Here is a 20727-nt window from a genome sequence, read left to right on the forward strand (position 1 = left end):
GTTCACGCCTCCGGAGCGAGTCGCTTCAGCTCGGCCTCGGTGGATTCGAGGAGGTCGGTCCAGGACTTCTCGAACTTCTCCACGCCCTCGTCCTCCAGGAGCCGGACGACCTCGTCGTAGGAGACGCCGAGCTTCTCCAGCGCGTCGAGGTCGGCGCGGGCCTGCTCGTAGCCGCCGGTCACCGTGTCACCGGTGATCTCGCCGTGCTCGGCGACGGCCTCCAGGGTCGCGTGCGGCATGGTGTTGACCGTGCCGGGGGCGACCAGCTCGTCGACGTACAGGGTGTCCTTGTACGCCTTGTCCTTGACGCCGGTGGAGGCCCACAGCGGCCGCTGCCGGTTGGCGCCCTCGCGCTCCAGGGCGGCCCAGCGGTCGGAGGCGAAGACCTCCTCGTACGCCTGGTAGGCGAGCCGGGCGTTGGCCAGGGCCGCCTTGCCGCGCAGGGCCGCGGCCTCCTCGGTGCCCATGCCGTCCAGCCGCTTGTCGATCTCGGTGTCCACCCGGGACACGAAGAAGGAGGCGACCGACTGGATCCGGGAGACGTCCAGGCCGGCGGCGCTCGCCTTCTCCAGGCCGGACAGGTAGGCGTCCATGACCGCGCGGTAGCGCTCCAGCGAGAAGATCAGCGTGACGTTGACGCTGATCCCGAGGCCGATGACCTCGGTGATCGCCGGAAGGCCCGCCTCCGTGGCCGGGATCTTGATGAGCGTGTTCGGCCGGTCCACCAGCCAGGCCAGCTGCTTGGCCTCGGCGACGGTCGCGTGGGTGTTGTGTGCCAGCCGCGGGTCGACCTCGATGGAGACCCGGCCGTCGCGGCCGTCCGTGGCGTCGAACACCGGCCGCAGCACGTCGGCCGCGTCCCGGACGTCCGCCGTGGTGATCATGCGCACGGCCTCTTCGACGGTCACCCGCCGTACCGCGAGGTCGGAGAGCTGCCGCTCGTACCCCTCGCCGCCGGAGATGGCCTTCTGGAAGATGGTCGGATTGGTGGTGACTCCCACGAGGTGGCTGGTGTCCATCAGCTCCGCGAGTTCACCGGACGAGATGAACGTGCGGGACAGGTCGTCCAGCCAGATCGCCACGCCCTCGTCGGAGAGGCGCTTGAGTGCGTCTGCCATAAGAGTTGCAACTCCTCCTTGTACGGATACGGGCGTCAGCGACCCGCGGCTTCGAGAGATTCCCGGGCCGCGGCCTCGACGGCCTCGGCGGTGAGGCCGAACTCGCGGTACAGCACCTTGTAGTCGGCGGAGGCACCGAAGTGCTCCAGGGAGACGATCCGGCCGGCCTCGCCGGTGTACCGGTGCCAGGACAGGCCGATTCCCGCCTCCACCGCCACCCGGGCGCGGACGGCCGGGGGCAGCACGCTGTCCCGGTACCCCTGGTCCTGCTCCTCGAACCACTCGACGCAGGGCATCGACACCACGCGGGCGGGGACCCCGGACGCCTGGAGGCGCTCCCGGGCCTCGACGGCCAGCTGCACCTCGGAGCCGGTGGCGATGAGCACCACCCGCGGGTCGGTGGCCTTCCCGCCGGCGTCCTCGGCCTCGAACAGGACGTAACCGCCCTTGGCGGCCCCGCCGTTCGCGGCGTACGTCGGCACGTTCTGCCGGGTCAGGGCCAGTCCGTGCGGGGCGGGCTTGGCGGTGTGCCGGCGGATGATCTCGCCCCAGACCGCGGACGTCTCGTTGGCGTCGGCCGGGCGGACCATGTTGAGGCCCGGGATGGCGCGCAGCGCGGCCAGGTGCTCCACCGGCTGGTGGGTGGGGCCGTCCTCGCCGAGGCCGATCGAGTCGTGTGTCCAGACGTACGTGACCGGCAGCTCCATCAGGGCGGCGAGCCGGACGGCGGGGCGCATGTAGTCGGAGAACACCAGGAAGGTGCCGCCGTAGATGCGGGTGTTGCCGTGCAGTGCGATGCCGTTCATGGTCGAGCCCATGGCGTGCTCGCGGATGCCGAAGTGCACCGTGCGGCCGTAGGGGTTCGCCTCGGGCAGCGGGTTGTCCGCCGGGAGGAAGGAGGAGGTGGCGTCGATCGTGGTGTTGTTCGAGCCGGCGAGGTCGGCGGAGCCGCCCCACAGCTCGGGGATGATCTGCCCGAGCTCCTTGAGGACCTCACCGGAGGCCTTGCGGGTGGCGACGTCCTTGCCGGGCTCGAAGACCGGCAGCCTGCGCTCCCAGCCCTCGGGCAGCTCGCCCGCGCTGATGCGGTCGAACTCGGCGGCGCGCTCCGGGTTGGCGTTCCGCCAGTCCTGCATCCGCTTGTCCCAGGCGGCGCGGGCCTCGCGGCCCCGGTCGGCGGCGGCGCGGGCGTGCGCCAGGACCTCCGCGTCCTCCGGGAAGTGGACCTCGGGGTCGAAGCCGAGCACCCGCTTGGTGGCGGCGACCTCCTCGGCGCCCAGCGCCGAGCCGTGCGATGCCTCGGTGTTCTGCGCGTTCGGCGCCGGCCAGGCGATGATCGTGCGGGCGGCGATCATGGAGGGCCGCCCGGTCTCGGCCTTCGCGGCCTGGAACGCCGCGTACAGCGCCTGGACGTCGAAGTCGCCGTTCGGGGCCTGGTCGACGCGCTGGACGTGCCAGCCGTAGGCCTCGTAGCGCTGCAGCACGTCCTCGGAGAGGGCCGTCGCGGTGTCGCCCTCGATCGAGATGTGGTTGTCGTCGTAGAGCGCGATGAGGTTGCCGAGCTTCTGGTGCCCGGCGAGCGAGGACGCCTCGGCGGAGATGCCCTCCTCCAGGTCGCCGTCGGAGACGATCGCCCAGACGGTGTGGTCGAACGGGGAGCCGCCCTCGGGCGCCTCCGGGTCGAACAGTCCGCGCTCGTAGCGCGCGGCCATCGCCATGCCCACGGCGTTGGCGATGCCCTGGCCGAGCGGGCCGGTGGTGGTCTCCACACCGGTGGTGTGACCGAACTCCGGGTGCCCCGGGGTCTTGCTGCCCCAGGTGCGGAAGGCCTTGAGGTCGTCCAGCTCCAGTCCGTAACCGGCCAGGTAGAGCTGGATGTAGAGGGTCAGGCTGGAGTGGCCGGGGGAGAGGACGAAGCGGTCCCGTCCGGTCCACCCGGCGTCGGAGGGGTCGTGCCGCATCAGTTTCTGGAACAGGAGATAGGCGGCGGGCGCCAGGCTCATGGCCGTGCCGGGGTGGCCGTTACCGACCTTCTGCACGGAATCCATGGCCAGGACTCGGGCGGTGTCAACGGCCCGCTGGTCCAGCTCTGTCCACTCGAGCTCTGTGGTCGTCGGCTTGATGCTCACCCTGGGTCAGGGCTCCTCTCCACAAGGTCGCAGTGCCGGTGACTTGGCTCACCGGGCGGTGTCGAGCCTATCTCGCACCCGTGTGCGTGCTTTCGACCGTCCAACTGTCGGAACCGCACCTCACGGAGGCTTCTGTCCGCCCGGCGCACCCCTCCCGCCGCGGCCGTACGGTGCGCCGGTGCGGGCCCTGGCCGGGTTCCCCGCCGGACGCATGATCAGACCTGTCGGGCATCCATACGGGCCATGGGCCCCAACCGCTCAAACGGAGGGGCGCCGCGCCCGCCCAACACGTCCGGCACCCCCGGCGGCGGGCGTGGTCCCCCGGGCGTCTAAAGTGGCGTGGTACGCGCAAGCCGTGACCGGACCCGTCGGTTCCGGGCGGACTTGCAGGATCTCCCCGCGGCACCGAGCCGCCGATGTCATTCACCACAGGGGTGCGCGTGACGGTCGTCGATTCCCATCCAGTGCGGGTGCCCGTGATGGGCCCCGGCTACCGGCCACTCGATGCCCGGGTCAAGGCTTTCTTCGCGCTGACGAAGCCGCGCGTCATCGAGCTGCTGCTGATGACCACCGTCCCGGTGATGTTCCTCGCCGCGGAGGGCGTGCCGGACCTGTGGCTGGTCCTGGCCACCTGTATCGGCGGCTTCATGTCGGCCGGCGGCGCCGGCGCGTACAACATGTACATCGACCGGGACATCGACGCGCTGATGGACCGCACCTCGCAGCGTCCGCTGGTGACGGGCATGGTCTCGCCGCGCGAGTGCCTGGTCTTCGCCACCGCGCTGGCCGTCGGCTCCACCGCGTGGTTCTGGTTCCTGGTCAATCCGCTGTCCGCGATGCTCTCGCTCGGAGCGCTCCTCTTCTACGTCGTCGTCTACACGATGTGGCTCAAGCGGCGTACCGCGCAGAACATCGTCTGGGGCGGCATCGCGGGCTGTATGCCGGTCTTCATCGGCTGGTCCGCGGTGCGGAACGAGGTCTCCTGGGCCGCGCTCGTCCTCTTCCTGGTCATCTTCTTCTGGACGCCGCCGCACTACTGGCCGCTGTCGATGAAGGTCAAGGACGACTACGCGCGGGTGGGCGTCCCGATGCTGCCGGTGGTCGCGGGGAACAAGGCGGTCGCCCGGCAGATCGTCCTCTACAGCTGGGTGATGGTCGCGGTCTCGCTGCTGCTGTGGCCGCTGGGCTACACCGGCTGGTTCTACCCGGCGGTGGCCGTCGTCCTCGGCGCGTTCTGGCTCAAGGAGGCGCACGGACTGCAGGCGCGCGCCCGGGCCGGGATCACCGGCGCCAAGCTGAAGGAGATGCGGCTGTTCCACTGGTCCATCACCTACGTCTCCCTGCTCTTCCTCGCCGTCGCGGTGGACCCCTTCCTCCGCTAGGGCCCCCGGCGGTTCGGGCTCGGTACGGGCCGGGTGCGTGGTCAAGGCCACGCACCCGGCCCGTCGCCAGTTGATCTACCCGTGGGTAGCATCCTGGTCATGGCAGACAGCAAGCAGGACCAGGACGCGGGCGGCACCCAGGCCGCCGGAGACACCGCCGCGGCGGCCGGGAAGGCGGCCGGGGCGGACAAGAGGGCCGAGCGCCGGGTGGCCAAGCTGGCCCGGGAGATCAGCGCCTTCGCCAAGCACCACGGCGGCTCCGCCGAGGGGCAGATCGCGCACCTCGGGCAGATGGGCGCCCGGATCGTCCTCGTCGGTGCCGACGGCGGCTGGGGCGACCTGGTGGCGCCGTCCCACGCGATCGCGGAGCGCGCGGCCGAGAAGGCGGGCATCACCGTGCACGAGGACTTCGACGGGGAGATGGCGGCCCGGGTCCGCACCGGACCGTACGAGTGGTCGCGCATGGCCGGGATCCAGCTCGGCGGCCCGCGCAACGCCGCCTGACCGGGACGGGCGCCCCGGGCCCGTCTGCCGCGCCGGGCGGGGGACGGACGGCCGGCGGGCGGCTGGTCCGGGGCGGCGGGACGGCGGGACGGCGGGACGGCCCCCTCCCGGCGCGGTCACGGCTTGCGCCGACCGCGCCGGGAGGGGGCCGTCCTGTGTCGGGGGCGCGAGGGGCGCGGCGCCCGGAGCGGGGCCGGAGCCGCCGCGGAGCCGACGCACGGAGCCGGGGTCAGAGGGCGGCGGCGACCGCCGGGCCCTCCTGCCGGGGTGCCGGCGGCACGGGCGGCTCCGCCGCGACGGCGGGCCGCTCCCGCAGGGAGAGCAGGACCCGGATCACGCCCACCCAGACCAGGCAGGAGCCGAGCATGTGCAGGCCGACCAGGACCTCGGGCAGGTCGGTCAGGTACTGCACGTAACCGATGGCGCCCTGCGCCAGCAGCACCGCCATCAGCAGGGCGGTTCGCCTGCGGGGCGCGGCCGGGGCGTCCACCGCGCGCAGCACCACCCAGAGCGCGGCGGTCAGCAGGACCACCGCCCAGGCGAGCAGCGCGTGCACCCGGGTCACGGTCTCCCAGTCCACGCCCATCCGGGGCACCTCGCTGCTGTCGCCCGCGTGCGGGCCCGCGCCCGTGACCACGGTGCCGGCGATCACCAGGAGGGCGGTGACGGCGGCCAGCGCCCACGCCAGCGCGCGTACCCGGGGACCGGCGAGCGGCCGGGGGGCGCCGTCGCCCTCCCGCGTCCGCTCCCAGGTGACGGCCGTCACCGTGAGCAGCGCGGTGGCGGCGAGGAAGTGCCCGGCGACGATGTACGGGTTGAGCTCCAGCAGCACCGTGATGCCGCCCAGCACCGCGTTGGCCAGGACGACGAAGAACTGCAGCCAGCCCAGCCGGGTGAGGCTCCGGCGGCGCGGCTTCGCGGAGCGGGCCGCGATGATCGTCCAGCCGACCGCGGCGGTCAGCACGTAGGTGAGCATGCGGTTGCCGAACTCGATGGCGCCGTGCAGCCCCATCTCCCGGGTGGCGATCAGGCTGTCGCCGGAACACTTCGGCCAGGTGTCGCAGCCGAGCCCGGAGCCGGTCAGCCGGACGGCGCCACCGGTCACGATGATGACGATGCTCATCAGCAGCGCGGCGAGCGCGGCCAGCCGGACCGTCCGCGGGGACGGCGTCCAGCGGGCGGCGATGGCGGCGAGGGGATTGGGCACGATTGCGGTCGGCTTGGACACGGGTCCATCGTAAACATGCTCTTGTGCATCTTTTCACGAGGGTCCCCGGTCCGCGTCCCCGGCGGCCGGTGCGGGGGAAGCACGGAGGTGATGGTTTTCCGTTCACCGAACGGGGCGATCTTTGGCAGGATTCCGTCATGGAGACCTCAGACGTGTGGCTGAACACCGACGGCCACTTCGCCCCCGGCAGGGAACTCTTCCGCTCCGAACGCGCCTTCTCCGTCTGGGCCTACACGGTCAGCCACGGCCAGCTGCTGCTGCGCGCCCGCTCCGTCGGCCGGGACGGTACGCGGCAGTCCCGGATCGATGTGCTCTTCAAGCCGGTGCGGGCGGTCAAGACCGGCATCAACTACAGCGGTCTGGTGATCCGCTGCGCCACGGAGGAGGAGCGGAAGCTGATCCTGGCCGACACCGGGCACGCCCGCCGCGACGACCGGGTGCTGGTACTGGAGACCGCCGACGGGCGCCGGGACCACGTCGTGGCGGGAGCCGTCGGCTGGAGCGAGGACTGGGAGGGCGACCACGAGCCGAGCCGGCTGGCCTTCCTGGCCCCCGGAACCCTCCCGGGGCGGCTTCTGCCGTAGCTCCCGCGTTTCCGGCCCTCCGCGGAAACGGAAGCGGAAATCACGCTTCTGTCAAGAACCGGTTACCTGGCGGGGGTTGGGCAGAAGAACGGTGGAACGGAAGCGGCCGGCCACTGCCCCCCGCCTTCCTGCGCGGGTGTTCCGCCTGTCGTGAGTATTTTCGAAACGGTCTGTACCGCGCCTACGCTGAACCACGGAACGGCCGACACCGGGGAAAACCGGGCGGGACGGACGAGGAAGAGAGGGGCAGCGCATGCGAGGAACCGGACACCAGGCACCGGTGCCATGGCGCCGCCCCGCGCCGGGGACCACCGCTCCGGTGCCGCGCTCCGGTGCCGCGCGCCGTCCCGGCGGCCCCGCTTCCCGTCCCCGTCCGATCACCAGCGCGGCCGGTGCGGCGCCCCCCGCTCCGGCCGCCCCCGCGTCCGCCGACGGCGGCGCTCGCCGACACGTCCGGCAGGAGCCCGTGCCCTCATGACCGAACCGCTCAGTCTCAGCGTCCACCACGCCGACGGCCCTCTGGCGCTGCTCCGTGTGGAGGGCGAACTCGATCTCGAAACCGCCCCCACCCTGCGATCCCGCGGCCTCGAACTGATGGACGCCGGCCGGCGCCATCTCGTCCTCGATCTGGCCCCCGTGCCGTTCTGCGACTCCTCCGGCCTCAACGCCTTCATCAACCTGCTGCGCCACGCGGGCGAGCACGACGGCTCGCTGACCCTGGCCGCGCCGCCCCACTCCCTGAGCCGGTTGCTGGAACTCACGGGGGTCGGCCGGCTGATCCCCGTCCACGCCAGTGCCGACGAGGCCCTGGCGGCGGTCCGCGCCGGACTCGGCGGGAGCGCACCGGAACCGCAGCGGGAGAGCGGGCCGGACGCCGGCCGGCCGCGGGACTGACGGGCGAGGGCCGGCCGGTCCGGCTCCGGGCCGCCCCCGGCCGCGCCGCACCCGGAGCGGTTGCCGCGCGGCCGGGCGCGGGAGATCGTCGGGGGAGGGGGACCGGCCGTCGTCCAGCGTTGCGAGGTGAGGGGCCCGCGGTGCGGGCCGTGCTCCCGTGGAACATTCCGTAGAGCCTGCCGCCGACGGCGGCGGTGCCGGGCTCGGCACCGCCTGGCGGTCCGCGCCGTACCCGGTGCTCGCGGTCGGCGCGGACGGCGTGGTGCGTTCCGTGAGCGAGGCGGCCGCGGAGCTGAGCCCCGCCGTCCGTCCTGGCGCACGGCTGCGGGACACCGCCCCGGACTGGCTGGCCGCGGCACACGACCGGCTCACCGGCGGCCTCCGGGAGAGTGAGCCTGGTACCGCCCGGCAGCGGGAGAGCGGGCAGCGGGACCGGGCAGCCGCCGGCGCGGCCGGCGGGCGGATCGGCGAGCGCCACTTCCTGGCGCACCCCACCCCGCACCCCGGCGGCACCGTGCTGTGGTGGCTGGTGGACGACACCGGCCGCCGTGCCGCGGACGACGCGCTGCGCGAGGAGCGGCAGCGCACGGAGTCCCTGGCGGACGCCGGCAACCTGCTGCTGGCCTCGCTGAATCCCGCACGCTGCGTGGAGGTGACCGCCCGCCTGGCGGCCGAGTGCTTCGCGGAGGCCGCGCTGGTGGTCGTCCCCGGCCCCGGGCGCCGGCTGCCGGTGGTCTTCTGCGAACGCGGCGGACGCCCGGTGCGCCGGCCCGGGGGCGTGGACCCCGTCGGGATGCCGGGGCTGACCGAGGCGCTGCGCGGCGCCCCGCTGCCGCCCCCGCGGTGGGTCGCTCCCGGGGACGCGCCCGCATGGGTGGTCCCGGAGGGGTTCGGACCGGTGGGTTCGATCGTGGTGAAGACGCTTCCGGGGCCCCTGGAGAAGCCGTCCGGCGCGCTGATCCTGCTGCGCTCCGGGCCGGCCGGCTTCCCGGAGCGTGAGGAGTTCTTCGCCCGCCTGTTCGCCTCGCGCGCCGGGGCGGCGATGTCCGCGGCCCGGCTGTACACGGAGCAGACCGCGATCACCGAGACGCTGATGCGCGAACTCCGGCCCCCGGTCCTGCACCGCGCCGCCGGCGCCGACTTCGCCGGCGGCTACCGCGCCTCCTCGGACACCGAGCAGGTCGGCGGGGACTTCTACGACGTCCACCCGCTGCCGGGCGCCGCCGGGGGCGAGGGGTTCCTGGTGGTCCTCGGCGACGTGTGCGGCAAGGGACTGGAGGCCGCCGTCCTGGCCGGCAAGATCCGCATCACGCTGGAGGCCCTGGTCCCGCTGGCCGGGGACCACCACGAGGTGCTGAGCCTGCTCAACGGGGCGCTGCTCAGCTCCCCGCAGCACACCCGCTTCGCGACCCTCGTGCTGGCCTCGGTCCTCCCCCGGGAGGACGGTCTGGAACTGCGGGTGACGAGCGCGGGCCATCCGGCGCCGCTGCTCGTACGGGCCGGCGGGCGGGTGGAGGAGACCGCGACCTCCGGCACGCTGGTCGGCCTGCTGCCGGAGGTCGAGACGGTCACGGCGCGGACCGCCCTCGCGCCGGGGGAGACCTGCGTGCTCTACACCGACGGCATCACCGAGGCCCGCGGCGGCCCGCTGGGCCGGGAGATGTTCGGCGAGGAACGGCTGCGGCAGGCGCTCTCGGAGTGCGCGGGGCTGCCGCCGGAGGCCGTCGTGGAACGGGTCCAGATGCTCGCGGCCGAGTGGGCGGGCCCCGGCCCCGCCGACGACAGGGCCGTCGTCGCCATCGCGCCCCCGCGCGGAGGGCCGCACGCCGGGCCACCGCCTCCCGGAGCGGACGGGCCCGGGACGGGCGGCCCCGGCGGTTCTTCCCACCACGGTGGGCCTCCCGGCACCACCGGACACCGACCGGACAGGGGAACCCCATGACCGTACGAGAACCCGGGGGCCGGCACCCCGCCCCCGCCCCGTACGCGCGCGAGCTGTGGGAGGCCGTCGTGGACGGGGACGAGTACGCCGCCACCCGGACGGCCCTCGCCGCCCTCGACGCGGGCCTCGACGCCGAGAGCGTGCTCCTCGACGTCATCGGCGCGGTGCAGCGCAAGGTCGGCGTGGAGTGGGCCGCCAACCGCATGAGCGTGGCCGGGGAGCACGCGGCCACCGCCATCAACGACCGCGTGATCGCCGTGATCACCCACCACGGCGAGCCGCCGTGGGCGGAGCCCCCGCGCGGCCGGCTCACCGTGGCCTGCGTGGACGGGGAGTGGCACGCGCTGCCGGCCCGGCTCCTCGCCGAGGTGCTGAAACTGCGCGGCTGGCGCGTGGACTACCTCGGCGCCCAGGTCCCCGCCCCGCACCTCATCGCCCATCTCCACCGCACCGGGCCGGAAGCGGTCGCCCTGTCCGGCTCGCTCGCCACCCGGCTGCCCACCGCCCACGCGACGATCATGGCCTGCCAGGGGGCCGGGGTGCCCGTGCTGGTCGGGGGAGCCGCCTTCGGGCCCGACGGACGCTACGCGCGCCTCCTGCACGCGGACGCCTGGGCGCCCGACGCCCGCTCCGCCGCCGACCGGCTCGCCGACGACCCGCCGCCCCCGCCGCGCCCCGTCCGCCGGGCCGTCGACGACCTGCCGCACCTGGCGGACCAGGAGTACACCCGGGTCTCCGAGGCCGCTCCGCGCCTGGTCGAGGCGGTGCTGGACGGCCTGGAGCGGCGCCTGCCGGAAACGGCCGGCCTCTCCGGCGGCCGGCGCCGCGAGCTCGCCGAGGACATCGCGCACCTCGTCGACTACCTCGCCGCCGCCCTCTACACCGACGACGCCGAGCTGTTCACGGGCTATGTGCTCTGGACGGCGGGGGTGTTCGCGGCACGGGACGCGGACGCGCACCACCTGCCGACGGCCCTGGACGTCCTCGACGGGCAGCTCGGCGACTGCCCCCGTGCCCGGCGGCTGCTGGACCGGGCCCGCCGGGCCGCCGACCCCACGGCCACCCCCACCTCCACGCCCGCCGCCGCTGCCGGCGGCGGGGACCCGGCCCGTCCGGCGGACACGGATTCGCGGCGCGAGCCGGGCCGCTGACGCCTCACCGGAACGGTCCCGGGCCCGCGCCGCGCGCTCCCCGGAGCACCGGGGGCCGGTGCGAACCGCCCGCGACCGGACCCGGCCCGGCCGTCCGGCCCGCCACCGGTCCGGGCCGGGCCGGCCCGCGGCCGCGATGTCACATCCCGGAGCGGCTCCTCCGTCGAGTCGGTGAACGCCGCCCCCGTACGGGCGGGCGGCACGACTCGCACGAGGAGGCAGCACCATGGCGCGGATCTCCCTGAACCCGCGGCGCACGCTCTCGCTCCGGCTGGGCGCGTGGTACTCACGGCGCGCGTACGGCAAGGTCCTCGAACCGGCCCTGGTCCTCGGGCACCACCCGAGGGCCCTGCGCGCCTACTTCTCCTTCGAGACGAAGGCGGGGCGCTGGAAGGAGCTGGACCCGGTCCTGAAGCACCTGGCCGAGATGGCCGCCGCGGTGCGGATCGGCTGCTCCTGGTGCGTGGACTTCGGCCACTGGGTGTCCGAACGGCAGGGCCTGCCGCTGGAGAAGGTCAGCAGGGTGCCCGGGTGGCGGGAGCACCGGGAGGCGTTCACGGAGACCGAGCTGCTGGTCCTGGAGTACGCCGAGGCGATGACCGCGACGCCGCCGGAGGTCACCGACGGACTGGCCGCGAGCCTGCTGGAGCGCCTCGGCGAACCGGCGTTCGTCGAACTGACCGCGATGGTGGCGCTGGAGAACTTCCGCTCCCGCGTCAACAGCGCGGTGGGACTGACCAGTCAGGGCTTCTCCGACACCTGCGCCCTCCCGCCGGACGGCACCGCCGCGGGCCGCCCGCGGAGCGGCTGACCGTACCGCCGTACCCGCCGCACGGCCGCGGGGCGGGAGCGCCGGTGCCGTGGTGAGCCCGGACGGGGGTCGGGCGCACCGCGGCCCCGGCACCCGTCCGGCACCACCGGCCGGGGCCGGCCGCGTCGCGCGGGCCCCTCACTCCCAGCGGAAGAAGCGGGCCGCGAGGCCGAGGCCCAGGGCCGACCAGCCGGCCAGGAGGCCCAGGTCGCCCCAGGGCACCGGCGCGCCGTGCTGGAGGACGTCCCGCAGGCCGTCCGACAGGGCCGCGATCGGCAGGAGCTGGAGGACGGACTGTGCCGCGTCCGGGAACCTCTCCAGCGGGACGACCACTCCGCCGCCGACGAGCAGCAGGATGAAGACGAGGTTCGCGGCGGCCAGCGTCGCCTCCGCGCGCAGGGTGCCGGCCATCAGCAGCCCCAGCCCCGAGAAGGCCGCGGTCCCCAGGAGCAGCAGGACCGCCACGGTGAGCGGATTGCCCCGGGGCGACCAGCCCAGTGCGAGGGCGACCGCCGTCAGCAGCGCGATCTGCAGCAGTTCGGTGACGAGTACCGAGCCCGTCTTGGCGGTCATCAGCGCCCAGCGCGGCAGCGGGGAGGCGCCGAGCCGCTTCAGCACTCCGTAGCGGCGTTCGAAGCCGGTGGCGATGGCCTGCCCGGTGAAGGCCGTGGACATCACGGCCAGCGCCAGCACGCCCGGGGCGAGGAAGTCCACGGCCCGGCCGGCGCCCGTGTCGACGATGTCGACGGTGGCGAAGAGCGCCAGCAGCAGGGTGGGGATGACGACCGTCAGCAGCAGCTGCTCGCCGTTGCGCAGCAGCATCCTGGTCTCCAGGGCGGTCTGCGCGGCGATCATCCGGCCCAGCGGCGCGGCCCCGGGCCGGGGGGCGAAGGTGCCGGCGGTCCGGTCCGCTTCCGTGCTCATGCGCGCAGCTCCTTGCCGGTCAGCTCCAGGAAGACGTCCTCCAGGGTGCGCCGTTCGACCGCGATCCGGTCCGGCATCACCCCGTGCTGGGCGCACCAGGAGGCGACGGTGGCCAGCATCTGCGGACCGACCTTCCCGGTGACCCGGTACGAGCCGGGGGCCGTCTCCGCCGCGGCCGCGCCGGCCGGCAGGGCGGTGAGCAGGGCGGCGAGGTCGAGGCCGGGACGGCCGGTGAAGCGCAGGGTGTCCTCGGCGCCGCCCCGGCACAGCTCCTCGGGGCTGCCCGCGGCGACGGCCCGGCCGCCGTCGATGATCACCACGTGGTCGGCCAGCTGTTCGGCCTCGTCCATGAAGTGCGTGGTGAGGACGGCCGTCACCCCGTCCGCGCGGAGCTCCCGCACCAGGTCCCAGGTGGCGCGCCGGGCCTGCGGGTCGAGACCCGCCGTCGGCTCGTCGAGGAAGACCAGCTCGGGGCGGCCGACGACCGCCATGGCGAGCGCGAGCCGCTGCTGCTGGCCGCCGGAGAGCCGCCGGTAGGGGGTGCGGCCGCAGCCGCCCAGGCCCAGCCGCTCGGTGAGCATGTCCGTATCGAGCGGGTGGGCGTGGAGCTTCGCGGTGTGCCGCAGCATCTCCGCGGCCCGCGCGCCCGGGTAGACGCCGCCGGACTGGAGCATCACCCCGATCCGGGGCCGCAGGGCCGCCGCCTGTGCCACCGGGTCGAGACCGAGGACCCGGACGGTGCCCGCGTCGGGGCGGCGGTAGCCCTCGCAGATCTCGACGGTGGTGGTCTTCCCGGCACCGTTGGGGCCGAGGACGGCGGTGACGGTGCCGGCCGCCACGGACAGATCGAGCCCGTCCACCGCGGTCCCGGGGCCGTACCGTTTGACCAGTTTCCGCACCTGGACGACGGGCTCCTCATGCATGGCGGCAGTCTACGGAGCCCCGCGCGGCGGCCGGCGGCCAGGGACCCGGAGGGGGCGGGGCCCGGCCGCGCGCCCCGCGGGCCGCCCGCGGGACACGGCCGATCGGGCGGTTTCCCGGCTCCGGCGTGCCGCCGGAGCCGCCGGTGAGCCATGGGGGAGCGGGACGGCGGCGGCGCCGTCGTCCCCCGGGACCCCCGCCCGGCTCGCCGGAACCCGGCCGCCCGGCCCGCGGTGTTAGGTAACCCTTAGTGATCGAGCCCACGTGACGGCCGTCCGGCCTCGGTTGTCGCCAGCGGAATAATTACGCAACAATGGCGTTGTGAAAAACGTGAGCGAAGAGCGGAAGACAGCGGCGGTCCCGGCGACCGCCCCGTCGCCCCTGCCCGCGCACGACGAGCCGCGCTCCACCCGCAACCGCGTCGCGCGCTCCATCCTCGACCACGGACCCTCCACCGCCGCCGAACTCGCCGGGCGGCTGGCGCTGACCCAGGCGGCCGTCCGCCGTCACCTCGACACCCTCCTCGCCGAGGGCCTCGTCGAACCCCGCGACCAGCGGGTCTACGGCTCGCGCGGCCGGGGCCGGCCCGCGAAGGCCTTCGCGCTCACCGACGACGGCCGCGACGCCTTCGACCAGGCCTACGACTTGCTCGCCGCCGACGCGCTGCGCTGGATCGCGCAGCAGGCGGGCGGCGGCGAGAAGGGCGAGGCCGCGGTCTCCGCCTTCGCCCGCGCCCGGCTGGCCGCACAGGCCGCCGGCTACCGCAAGATCATCGAGGGCGTGGCCCCCGAGCAGCGCACCGAGGCCCTGGCCAGGGCGCTGACCGCGGACGGGTACGCTGCCGCAGCGCGCAGCGCACCGGTCGGCGAGCAGCTCTGCCAGCACCACTGCCCGGTCGCCCACGTCGCCGAGCGGTTCCCGCAGCTGTGCGAGGCGGAGACCGAGGTCTTCTCGGACCTGCTCGGCACCCATGTGCAGCGGCTGGCCACCATCGCCCACGGCGACGGGGTCTGCACCACCTTCGTGCCCAAGGGCGGCGCTCCTCCGGGCGGCCGCGCCAAGGGCGGCGGCCGGAACCGGAGCGGCGGCGCACCGGGCGCCCCGCGGACCGGAACGGCCGAGAGCGGCCCCGCCCGCCCGCACCGCACCACCACCAGGACCACCACAGCATCCGCAAGCACGGCCGGGAGGAACCCCGCATGACGCTCCCCACGGAGACCGCCCACCCCGAACTCGAGGGTCTGGGCACCTACGAATACGGCTGGTCCGACTCCGACGCCGCCGGCGCGGCGGCCAAGCGCGGACTGTCCGAGGAGGTCGTCCGCGACATCTCGGCGAAGAAGAACGAGCCGGAGTGGATGCTGAAGCTGCGGCTCAAGGGCCTGCGGCTGTTCGGCAAGAAGCCCATGCCCACCTGGGGCTCCGACCTCAGCGGTATCGACTTCGACAACATCAAGTACTTCGTCCGCTCCACCGAGAAGCAGGCCACCAGCTGGGAGGACCTGCCCGAGGACATCAAGAACACCTACGACCGGCTGGGCATCCCGGAGGCCGAGAAGCAGCGCCTCGTCGCCGGTGTCGCCGCCCAGTACGAGTCCGAGGTCGTCTACCACCAGATCCGCGAGGACCTGGAGGAGCAGGGCGTCCTCTTCCTGGACACCGACACGGCGCTCAAGGAGCACCCGGAGCTCTTCCAGGAGTACTTCGGCACGGTCATCCCGGCCGGTGACAACAAGTTCGCCGCGCTCAACACGGCCGTGTGGTCCGGCGGCTCCTTCATCTACGTGCCGAAGGGCGTGCACGTGGAGATCCCGCTCCAGGCCTACTTCCGGATCAACACCGAGAACATGGGCCAGTTCGAGCGGACGCTGATCATCGTCGACGAGGACGCCTACGTCCACTACGTCGAGGGCTGCACCGCCCCGATCTACAAGTCGGACTCGCTGCACAGCGCCGTCGTCGAGATCATCGTGAAGAAGGGCGCCCGCTGCCGCTACACGACGATCCAGAACTGGTCGAACAACGTCTACAACCTGGTCACCAAGCGTGCCGTGGCCTACGAGGGCGCGACCATGGAGTGGGTCGACGGCAACATCGGCTCCAAGGTCACGATGAAGTACCCGGCCGTCTACCTCATGGGCGAGCACGCCAAGGGCGAGACCCTGTCCATCGCCTTCTCCGGCGAGGGCCAGCACCAGGACGCGGGCGCCAAGATGGTCCACATGGCCCCCAACACCTCCTCGAACATCGTCTCCAAGTCGGTGGCGCGGGGCGGCGGCCGGACCTCCTACCGCGGCCTGATCGAGATCGGCGAGGGCGCCGCGGGCTCCAAGTCCAACGTGCTCTGCGACGCCCTGCTGGTGGACACGATCTCCCGCTCGGACACCTACCCCTACGTGGACGTCCGCGAGGACGACGTGTCCATGGGCCACGAGGCGACCGTCTCCAAGGTCAGTGAGGACCAGCTCTTCTACCTGATGAGCCGCGGCCTCTCCGAGGACGAGGCCATGGCGATGATCGTGCGCGGCTTCGTCGAGCCGATCGCGCGCGAGCTGCCCATGGAGTACGCGCTGGAGCTGAACCGGCTGATCGAACTGCAGATGGAGGGCGCGGTCGGCTGACCGGCCGGCGCCGTCCGGGGCCCGCCCGTCCCGTGCCCGTCCGACGGGGCACGGGGCGGCGGCCGCCCCACAGACCTTGAGCGATCACACTGAGGCAGAAAGTGAGCAGTACGACTAGCCATGGCTGACAACATCCCGGTGGGCAGCACCACGGAAGGTGCCATTCAGGTGGGCGGTGACCATCCCGCCGACGCCCGGGTGAGCGCGCCCGCCTCCTATGACGTGGCGGACTTCCCCGTGCCGCACGGCCGCGAGGAGGAGTGGCGGTTCACCCCGCTGGAGCGCCTCCGCGGGCTGCACGACGGCACGGCCGTGGACGACGGCGGCGTCCGCTACGAGGTCTTCACCCCCGCCGAGGCCACCCAGGAACGGGTCGGACGGGACGACCCCCGGCTCGGCCGGGCCGGCAAGCCCGTCGACCGCGTCGCCGCCCAGGCGTACAGCTCGTTCGAGAAGGCCACGGTCATCACGATCCCCAAGGAGACCGTGCTGTCCGAGCCGGTGCGGATCTCCGTGCACGGCCAGGGCGGCACCGCCTACGCCCACCACGTCGTCGAGGTCGGCGCCTTCGCCGAGGCGATCGTCGTCCTCGACCACACCGGGGACGCCACCTTCGGCGGCAACGTCGAGTACGTCCTCGGGGACGGCGCCAAGCTCACCGCCGTGTCCGTCCAGGACTGGGACGGCAAGGCCGTCCACGCCGGCCAGCACACCGCGCTCGTCGGCCGCGACGCCACCTTCAAGTCCGTGATCGTCACCTTCGGCGGCGACCTGGTCCGGCTCCACCCGCGGATCAACTACGCGGCCCCCGGCGGCGAGGCCGAGCTCTACGGCCTGTACTTCACCGACAACGGCCAGCACCAGGAGCACCGGCTCTTCGTCGACCACGCGATCCCGCACTGCCGCAGCAACGTCGTCTACAAGGGCGCGCTGCAGGGCGAGGACGCGCACGCCGTCTGGATCGGCGACGTCCTCATCCGCGCCGCGGCCGAGGGCACCGACACCTACGAACTCAACCGGAACCTCGTCCTCACCGACGGCGCCCGGGTGGACTCGGTCCCCAACCTGGAGATCGAGACCGGCGAGATCGTCGGCGCCGGCCACGCCTCGGCCACCGGCCGCTTCGAGGACGAGCAGCTGTTCTACCTGATGGCCCGCGGCATCCCCGCCGACGAGGCCCGCCGGCTGGTCGTCCGCGGCTTCTTCGCCGAGCTGGTCCAGCAGATCAACCTCCCCGAGCTGCAGGAACGGCTGCTGGAGAAGATCGACACGGAGCTGGAGGCGTCCGTCTGATGGCCGCCGGCACCGGTACCGCCTACGTACGGGTCTGCGGGCTGTCCGAGCTGGAGGAGGACACCCCCCGGCGGGTGGAGGTCGACGGCACCCCGGTCTCGGTCGTCCGGACCGAGGGCGAGGTGTACGCGATTTACGACATCTGCTCGCACGCCAACGTCTCGCTCTCCGAGGGCGAGGTCGAGGACTGCCAGATCGAGTGCTGGCTGCACGGCTCGCGGTTCGACCTGCGCACCGGCAAGCCCTCCGGCCCGCCCGCCACCCGCCCCGTCCCCGTATACCCCGTAAAGATCGAAGGAGACGGCCCCGAAGCGGCTGTGCTCGTCTCCGTCACCCAGGAGTCCTGAGGCATCCATGGCAACGCTTGAAATCCACGACCTGCACGTCTCCGTCGAGGTCGAGAACGGCACGAAGGAGATCCTGTCCGGGGTCGATCTGACCGTGAAGCAGGGCGAGACGCACGCCATCATGGGCCCGAACGGCTCCGGCAAGTCCACCCTCGCCTACTCCCTCGCGGGTCACCCCAAGTACACCGTCACCGGCGGCACCGTCACCCTCGACGGCGAGAACGTCCTGGAGATGTCCGTCGACGAGCGGGCCCGCGCCGGCCTCTTCCTCGCCATGCAGTACCCGGTCGAGGTCCCCGGCGTCTCCGTCTCCAACTTCCTCCGCACCTCCGCCACCGCCATCCGCGGCGAGGCCCCCAAGCTGCGCACCTGGGTGAAGGAGGTCAAGGGAGCCATGGAGCGGCTGAACATGGACCCGGCCTTCGCCGAGCGCAACGTCAACGAGGGCTTCTCCGGCGGTGAGAAGAAGCGCCACGAGATCCTCCAGCTGGAGCTGCTCAAGCCGAAGGTCGCGATCCTCGACGAGACCGACTCCGGTCTGGACGTGGACGCGCTGCGCACCGTCTCCGAGGGCGTCAACCGCGTCCGGGAGACCGGCGAGACCGGCACCCTGCTGATCACGCACTACACCCGCATCCTGCGGTACATCAAGCCCGACCACGTGCACGTGTTCGCCCGGGGCCGGATCGCCGAGTCCGGCGGCCCGGAGCTGGCCGACAAGCTCGAGGCCGAGGGCTACGAGGCCTACACGAAGGAGGCCTGAGCCGAGTGACACAGCTGCCGGGCCTCCTCACGGCGTCGTCGTACGACGTGGAGGCGATCCGCAAGGACTTCCCCCTCCTGGACCGCACGGTCCACGACGGGAAGAAGATCGTGTACCTGGACAACGCGGCCACCTCGCAGAAGCCGCGCCAGGTCCTCGACGCGCTGAACGCCTACTACGAGCGCCACAACGCCAATGTGCACCGCGGTGTGCACGTGCTCGCGGAGGAGGCCACGGCGCTGTACGAGGGCGCCCGTGACAAGGTGGCCGCGTTCGTCAACGCCCCGAGCCGCGACGAAGTGATCTTCACCAAGAACGCCTCGGAGTCGCTCAACCTCGTCGCCAACATGCTGGGCTGGGCCGACGAGCCCTACCGCGTGGACAGCGACACCGAGATCGTCATAACGGAGATGGAGCACCACTCCAACATCGTTCCGTGGCAGCTGCTCGCGCAGCGCACCGGCGCGAAGCTGAAGTGGTTCGGCCTCACCGACGACGGCCGGCTCGACCTGTCGGAGATCGACCGGATCATCACCGAGAAGACCAAGGTCGTCTCGTTCACCCTGGTCTCCAACATCATGGGCACGGTCAACCCGGTCGACAAGATCATCCGCCGGGCCCAGGACGTCGGGGCGCTCACCGTCATCGACGCCTCCCAGGCCGCCCCGCACATGCCGCTGGACGTGCAGGCGCTCCAGGCCGACTTCGTGGCCTTCACCGGCCACAAGATGTGCGGCCCGACCGGCATCGGCGTCCTCTGGGGCCGCCAGGAGCTGCTGGAGGACCTGCCGCCGTTCCTGGGCGGGGGCGAGATGATCGAGACGGTGTCGATGCACCACTCGACCTACGCCCCGGCACCGCACAAGTTCGAGGCGGGCACGCCCCCGATCGCCCAGGCCGTCGGCCTCGGCGCGGCCGTGGACTACCTCACCTCGATCGGCATGGACAAGATCGCGGCCCATGAGCACACCATCACCGAGTACGCCGTCCGCCGGCTCCGGGAGGTCCCGGACCTGCGGATCATCGGACCGGTGACGGCCGAGGACCGCGGCGCGGCGATCTCCTTCACGCTCGGCGACATCCACCCGCACGACGTGGGCCAGGTCCTGGACGAGCAGGGCATCGCAGTCCGGGTCGGCCACCACTGCGCGCGGCCCGTCTGCCTGCGGTACGGAATTCCCGCGACCACGCGAGCGTCGTTCTATCTGTACTCCACCCCGGCCGAGGTCGACGCCCTGGTCGACGGCCTGGAGCACGTACGGAACTTCTTCGGCTGACGGACGGACGAGGGCTGACTGCTGTGAAGCTGGATTCCATGTACCAGGACGTCATCCTGGACCACTACAAGCACCCCCACGGGCGTGGTCTGCGCGACGGTGACGCCGAGGTGCACCATGTCAACCCGACGTGCGGGGACGAGATCACCCTGCGCGTGCGGCTCGACGGCGAGACCATCGAGGACGTCAGCTACGACGGCCAGGGCTGCTCCATCAGCCAGGCCAGCGCCTCGGTGCTCAACGAACTGCTGGTCGGCAAGGAGCTCGCCGAGGCGCGGAGGATCCAGGAGACCTTCCTGGAACTGATGCAGTCCAAGGGCAGGCTGGAGCCCGACGACGCGATGGAGGAGGTGCTGGAGGACGCGGTCGCGTTCGCCGGCGTCTCGAAGTACCCGGCGCGCGTGAAGTGCGCCCTGCTGTCCTGGATGGCCTGGAAGGACGCCACGGCGCAGGCACTGGGCGACGAGTCAGCGAAGGAGTCGGCATGACCGAGACCGCACAGACCACCAAGCCCGCGAGCGAGGAAGAGGTCCGCGAGGCCCTCTACGACGTCGTCGACCCGGAGCTGGGCATCGACGTCGTCAACCTCGGCCTGATCTACGGCATCCACGTCGACGACTCGAACATCGCCACCATCGACATGACGCTGACGTCCGCGGCCTGCCCGCTGACCGATGTCATCGAGGACCAGGCGAAGTCGGCCACCGACGGGATCGTCAACGAGCTCCGGATCAACTGGGTCTGGATGCCGCCGTGGGGCCCCGACAAGATCACCGACGAGGGCCGCGAGCAGCTCCGCGCCCTGGGCTTCAACGTCTGACGCGGCGGCGCGGGCCCG

General features: G+C 72.9%; 20 protein-coding genes. 15 read left to right on the top strand and 5 right to left on the bottom strand.

The features are described from left to right. Window positions 1-2 precede the first annotated feature (2 nt). Both tal and tkt read right to left on the bottom strand, forming a co-directional pair. Window positions 3-1118, bottom strand: a complete 1116-nt coding sequence (gene tal, locus SXIN_RS24835; RefSeq protein WP_019709575.1) for a transaldolase — start codon at window positions 1116-1118, stop codon at window positions 3-5. Window positions 1119-1153: 35 nt separating this feature from the next. Continuing rightward, a complete protein-coding gene (gene tkt, locus SXIN_RS24840) occupies window positions 1154-3247 on the bottom strand; it encodes a transketolase (protein ID WP_019709576.1) in 2094 nt (697 codons plus the stop codon). A gap of 440 nt (window positions 3248-3687) precedes the next feature. On the opposite strand from tkt, the gene SXIN_RS24845 reads away from it, so the two are divergent. Together SXIN_RS24845 and SXIN_RS24850 are read left to right on the top strand one after the other, a co-directional pair. Then, complete coding sequence (locus SXIN_RS24845) at window positions 3688-4629, top strand: heme o synthase (protein WP_420341064.1); 942 nt, start codon at window positions 3688-3690, stop codon at window positions 4627-4629. A gap of 99 nt (window positions 4630-4728) precedes the next feature. After that, window positions 4729-5133, top strand: coding sequence for a hypothetical protein (locus SXIN_RS24850; RefSeq protein WP_039821836.1), 405 nt, complete (start codon window positions 4729-4731; stop codon window positions 5131-5133). A gap of 229 nt (window positions 5134-5362) precedes the next feature. Here the strand turns inward: SXIN_RS24850 and SXIN_RS24855 are convergent, their stop codons facing one another. After that, on the bottom strand, window positions 5363-6361 hold the full coding sequence (locus SXIN_RS24855) for a COX15/CtaA family protein (RefSeq protein WP_095757554.1): 999 nt from the start codon (window positions 6359-6361) through the stop codon (window positions 5363-5365). Window positions 6362-6498: 137 nt separating this feature from the next. On the opposite strand from SXIN_RS24855, the gene SXIN_RS24860 reads away from it, so the two are divergent. The 5 genes from SXIN_RS24860 (at window position 6499) to SXIN_RS24880 (ending at window position 11743) form a co-directional block, all read left to right on the top strand. Continuing rightward, window positions 6499-6945 (top strand): hypothetical protein, encoded by a 447-nt coding sequence (locus tag SXIN_RS24860; RefSeq protein WP_019709580.1) that lies wholly within the window; start codon window positions 6499-6501, stop codon window positions 6943-6945. 474 nt (window positions 6946-7419) lie between these two features. Further along, window positions 7420-7839 (top strand): STAS domain-containing protein, encoded by a 420-nt coding sequence (locus tag SXIN_RS24865; protein ID WP_095757555.1) that lies wholly within the window; start codon window positions 7420-7422, stop codon window positions 7837-7839. A gap of 157 nt (window positions 7840-7996) precedes the next feature. Further along, the gene (locus tag SXIN_RS24870) at window positions 7997-9781 is read left to right on the top strand and encodes a PP2C family protein-serine/threonine phosphatase (protein WP_420341065.1); all 1785 of its coding nucleotides are present in this window, start codon (window positions 7997-7999) and stop codon (window positions 9779-9781) included. After that, window positions 9778-10932 (top strand): cobalamin B12-binding domain-containing protein, encoded by a 1155-nt coding sequence (locus tag SXIN_RS24875; protein ID WP_095757556.1) that lies wholly within the window; start codon window positions 9778-9780, stop codon window positions 10930-10932. Before SXIN_RS24870 ends, SXIN_RS24875 begins: the two co-directional genes overlap by 4 nt. A gap of 226 nt (window positions 10933-11158) precedes the next feature. Next, a complete protein-coding gene (locus tag SXIN_RS24880) occupies window positions 11159-11743 on the top strand; it encodes a carboxymuconolactone decarboxylase family protein (RefSeq protein WP_019709581.1) in 585 nt (194 codons plus the stop codon). A gap of 138 nt (window positions 11744-11881) precedes the next feature. Here the strand turns inward: SXIN_RS24880 and SXIN_RS24885 are convergent, their stop codons facing one another. Both SXIN_RS24885 and SXIN_RS24890 read right to left on the bottom strand, forming a co-directional pair. Beyond that, window positions 11882-12667: an ABC transporter permease gene (locus tag SXIN_RS24885; protein WP_019709582.1), complete on the bottom strand. Its 786-nt coding sequence runs from the start codon at window positions 12665-12667 to the stop codon at window positions 11882-11884. Next, window positions 12664-13590, bottom strand: a complete 927-nt coding sequence (locus SXIN_RS24890; RefSeq protein WP_039821845.1) for an ABC transporter ATP-binding protein — start codon at window positions 13588-13590, stop codon at window positions 12664-12666. Before SXIN_RS24890 ends, SXIN_RS24885 begins: the two co-directional genes overlap by 4 nt. Before the next feature lie 319 nt (window positions 13591-13909). Here SXIN_RS24890 and SXIN_RS24895 point away from each other — a divergent pair, with 319 nt between their 5' ends. The 8 genes from SXIN_RS24895 (at window position 13910) to SXIN_RS24930 (ending at window position 20709) form a co-directional block, all read left to right on the top strand. Further along, window positions 13910-14791, top strand: coding sequence for a helix-turn-helix transcriptional regulator (locus SXIN_RS24895; RefSeq protein WP_095757557.1), 882 nt, complete (start codon window positions 13910-13912; stop codon window positions 14789-14791). Then, window positions 14788-16209, top strand: coding sequence for a Fe-S cluster assembly protein SufB (sufB, locus tag SXIN_RS24900; RefSeq protein ID WP_019709585.1), 1422 nt, complete (start codon window positions 14788-14790; stop codon window positions 16207-16209). Before SXIN_RS24895 ends, sufB begins: the two co-directional genes overlap by 4 nt. Before the next feature lie 120 nt (window positions 16210-16329). Beyond that, window positions 16330-17502: a Fe-S cluster assembly protein SufD gene (gene sufD, locus SXIN_RS24905; RefSeq protein WP_019709586.1), complete on the top strand. Its 1173-nt coding sequence runs from the start codon at window positions 16330-16332 to the stop codon at window positions 17500-17502. After that, on the top strand, window positions 17502-17849 hold the full coding sequence (locus SXIN_RS24910) for a non-heme iron oxygenase ferredoxin subunit (RefSeq protein ID WP_019709587.1): 348 nt from the start codon (window positions 17502-17504) through the stop codon (window positions 17847-17849). The genes sufD and SXIN_RS24910 overlap by 1 nt, the downstream gene beginning before the upstream one ends. 7 nt (window positions 17850-17856) lie before the next feature. Beyond that, window positions 17857-18612 carry a Fe-S cluster assembly ATPase SufC gene (gene sufC / locus SXIN_RS24915; RefSeq protein WP_019709588.1) on the top strand — a complete coding sequence of 252 codons (756 nt, stop codon included), beginning with the start codon at window positions 17857-17859 and terminating at the stop codon, window positions 18610-18612. A 5-nt stretch (window positions 18613-18617) separates the two neighbouring features. Continuing rightward, complete coding sequence (locus SXIN_RS24920) at window positions 18618-19889, top strand: cysteine desulfurase (protein ID WP_019709589.1); 1272 nt, start codon at window positions 18618-18620, stop codon at window positions 19887-19889. Between the two features lie 23 nt (window positions 19890-19912). Further along, window positions 19913-20377: a Fe-S cluster assembly sulfur transfer protein SufU gene (gene sufU, locus SXIN_RS24925; RefSeq protein WP_019709590.1), complete on the top strand. Its 465-nt coding sequence runs from the start codon at window positions 19913-19915 to the stop codon at window positions 20375-20377. Beyond that, entirely contained in the window at window positions 20374-20709 is a 336-nt protein-coding gene (locus SXIN_RS24930) for a metal-sulfur cluster assembly factor (protein WP_019709591.1), read from the top strand. The genes sufU and SXIN_RS24930 overlap by 4 nt, the downstream gene beginning before the upstream one ends. The last annotated feature ends 18 nt before the right edge of the window (window positions 20710-20727 follow it).

It is taken from the genome of Streptomyces xinghaiensis S187, from assembly GCF_000220705.2.
GTDB lineage: Bacteria > Actinomycetota > Actinomycetes > Streptomycetales > Streptomycetaceae > Streptomyces > Streptomyces xinghaiensis.

Excerpts from the sequence above, each read along its gene's own strand:
- SXIN_RS24930 (WP_019709591.1), top strand. The coding sequence starts at position 20,374 with ATGACCGAGACCGCACAGACCACCAAGCCCGCGAGCGAGGAAGAGGTC.
- SXIN_RS24885 (WP_019709582.1), bottom strand. The coding sequence starts at position 12,667 with ATGAGCACGGAAGCGGACCGGACCGCCGGCACCTTCGCCCCCCGGCCC.
- sufC (WP_019709588.1), top strand. The coding sequence starts at position 17,857 with ATGGCAACGCTTGAAATCCACGACCTGCACGTCTCCGTCGAGGTCGAG.
- SXIN_RS24880 (WP_019709581.1), top strand. The coding sequence starts at position 11,159 with ATGGCGCGGATCTCCCTGAACCCGCGGCGCACGCTCTCGCTCCGGCTG.
- SXIN_RS24860 (WP_019709580.1), top strand. The coding sequence starts at position 6,499 with ATGGAGACCTCAGACGTGTGGCTGAACACCGACGGCCACTTCGCCCCC.
- SXIN_RS24910 (WP_019709587.1), top strand. The coding sequence starts at position 17,502 with ATGGCCGCCGGCACCGGTACCGCCTACGTACGGGTCTGCGGGCTGTCC.
- SXIN_RS24865 (WP_095757555.1), top strand. The coding sequence starts at position 7,420 with ATGACCGAACCGCTCAGTCTCAGCGTCCACCACGCCGACGGCCCTCTG.
- tal (WP_019709575.1), bottom strand. The coding sequence starts at position 1,118 with ATGGCAGACGCACTCAAGCGCCTCTCCGACGAGGGCGTGGCGATCTGG.
- SXIN_RS24875 (WP_095757556.1), top strand. The coding sequence starts at position 9,778 with ATGACCGTACGAGAACCCGGGGGCCGGCACCCCGCCCCCGCCCCGTAC.
- sufD (WP_019709586.1), top strand. The coding sequence starts at position 16,330 with ATGGCTGACAACATCCCGGTGGGCAGCACCACGGAAGGTGCCATTCAG.
- SXIN_RS24890 (WP_039821845.1), bottom strand. The coding sequence starts at position 13,590 with ATGCATGAGGAGCCCGTCGTCCAGGTGCGGAAACTGGTCAAACGGTAC.
- SXIN_RS24850 (WP_039821836.1), top strand. The coding sequence starts at position 4,729 with ATGGCAGACAGCAAGCAGGACCAGGACGCGGGCGGCACCCAGGCCGCC.
- sufB (WP_019709585.1), top strand. The coding sequence starts at position 14,788 with ATGACGCTCCCCACGGAGACCGCCCACCCCGAACTCGAGGGTCTGGGC.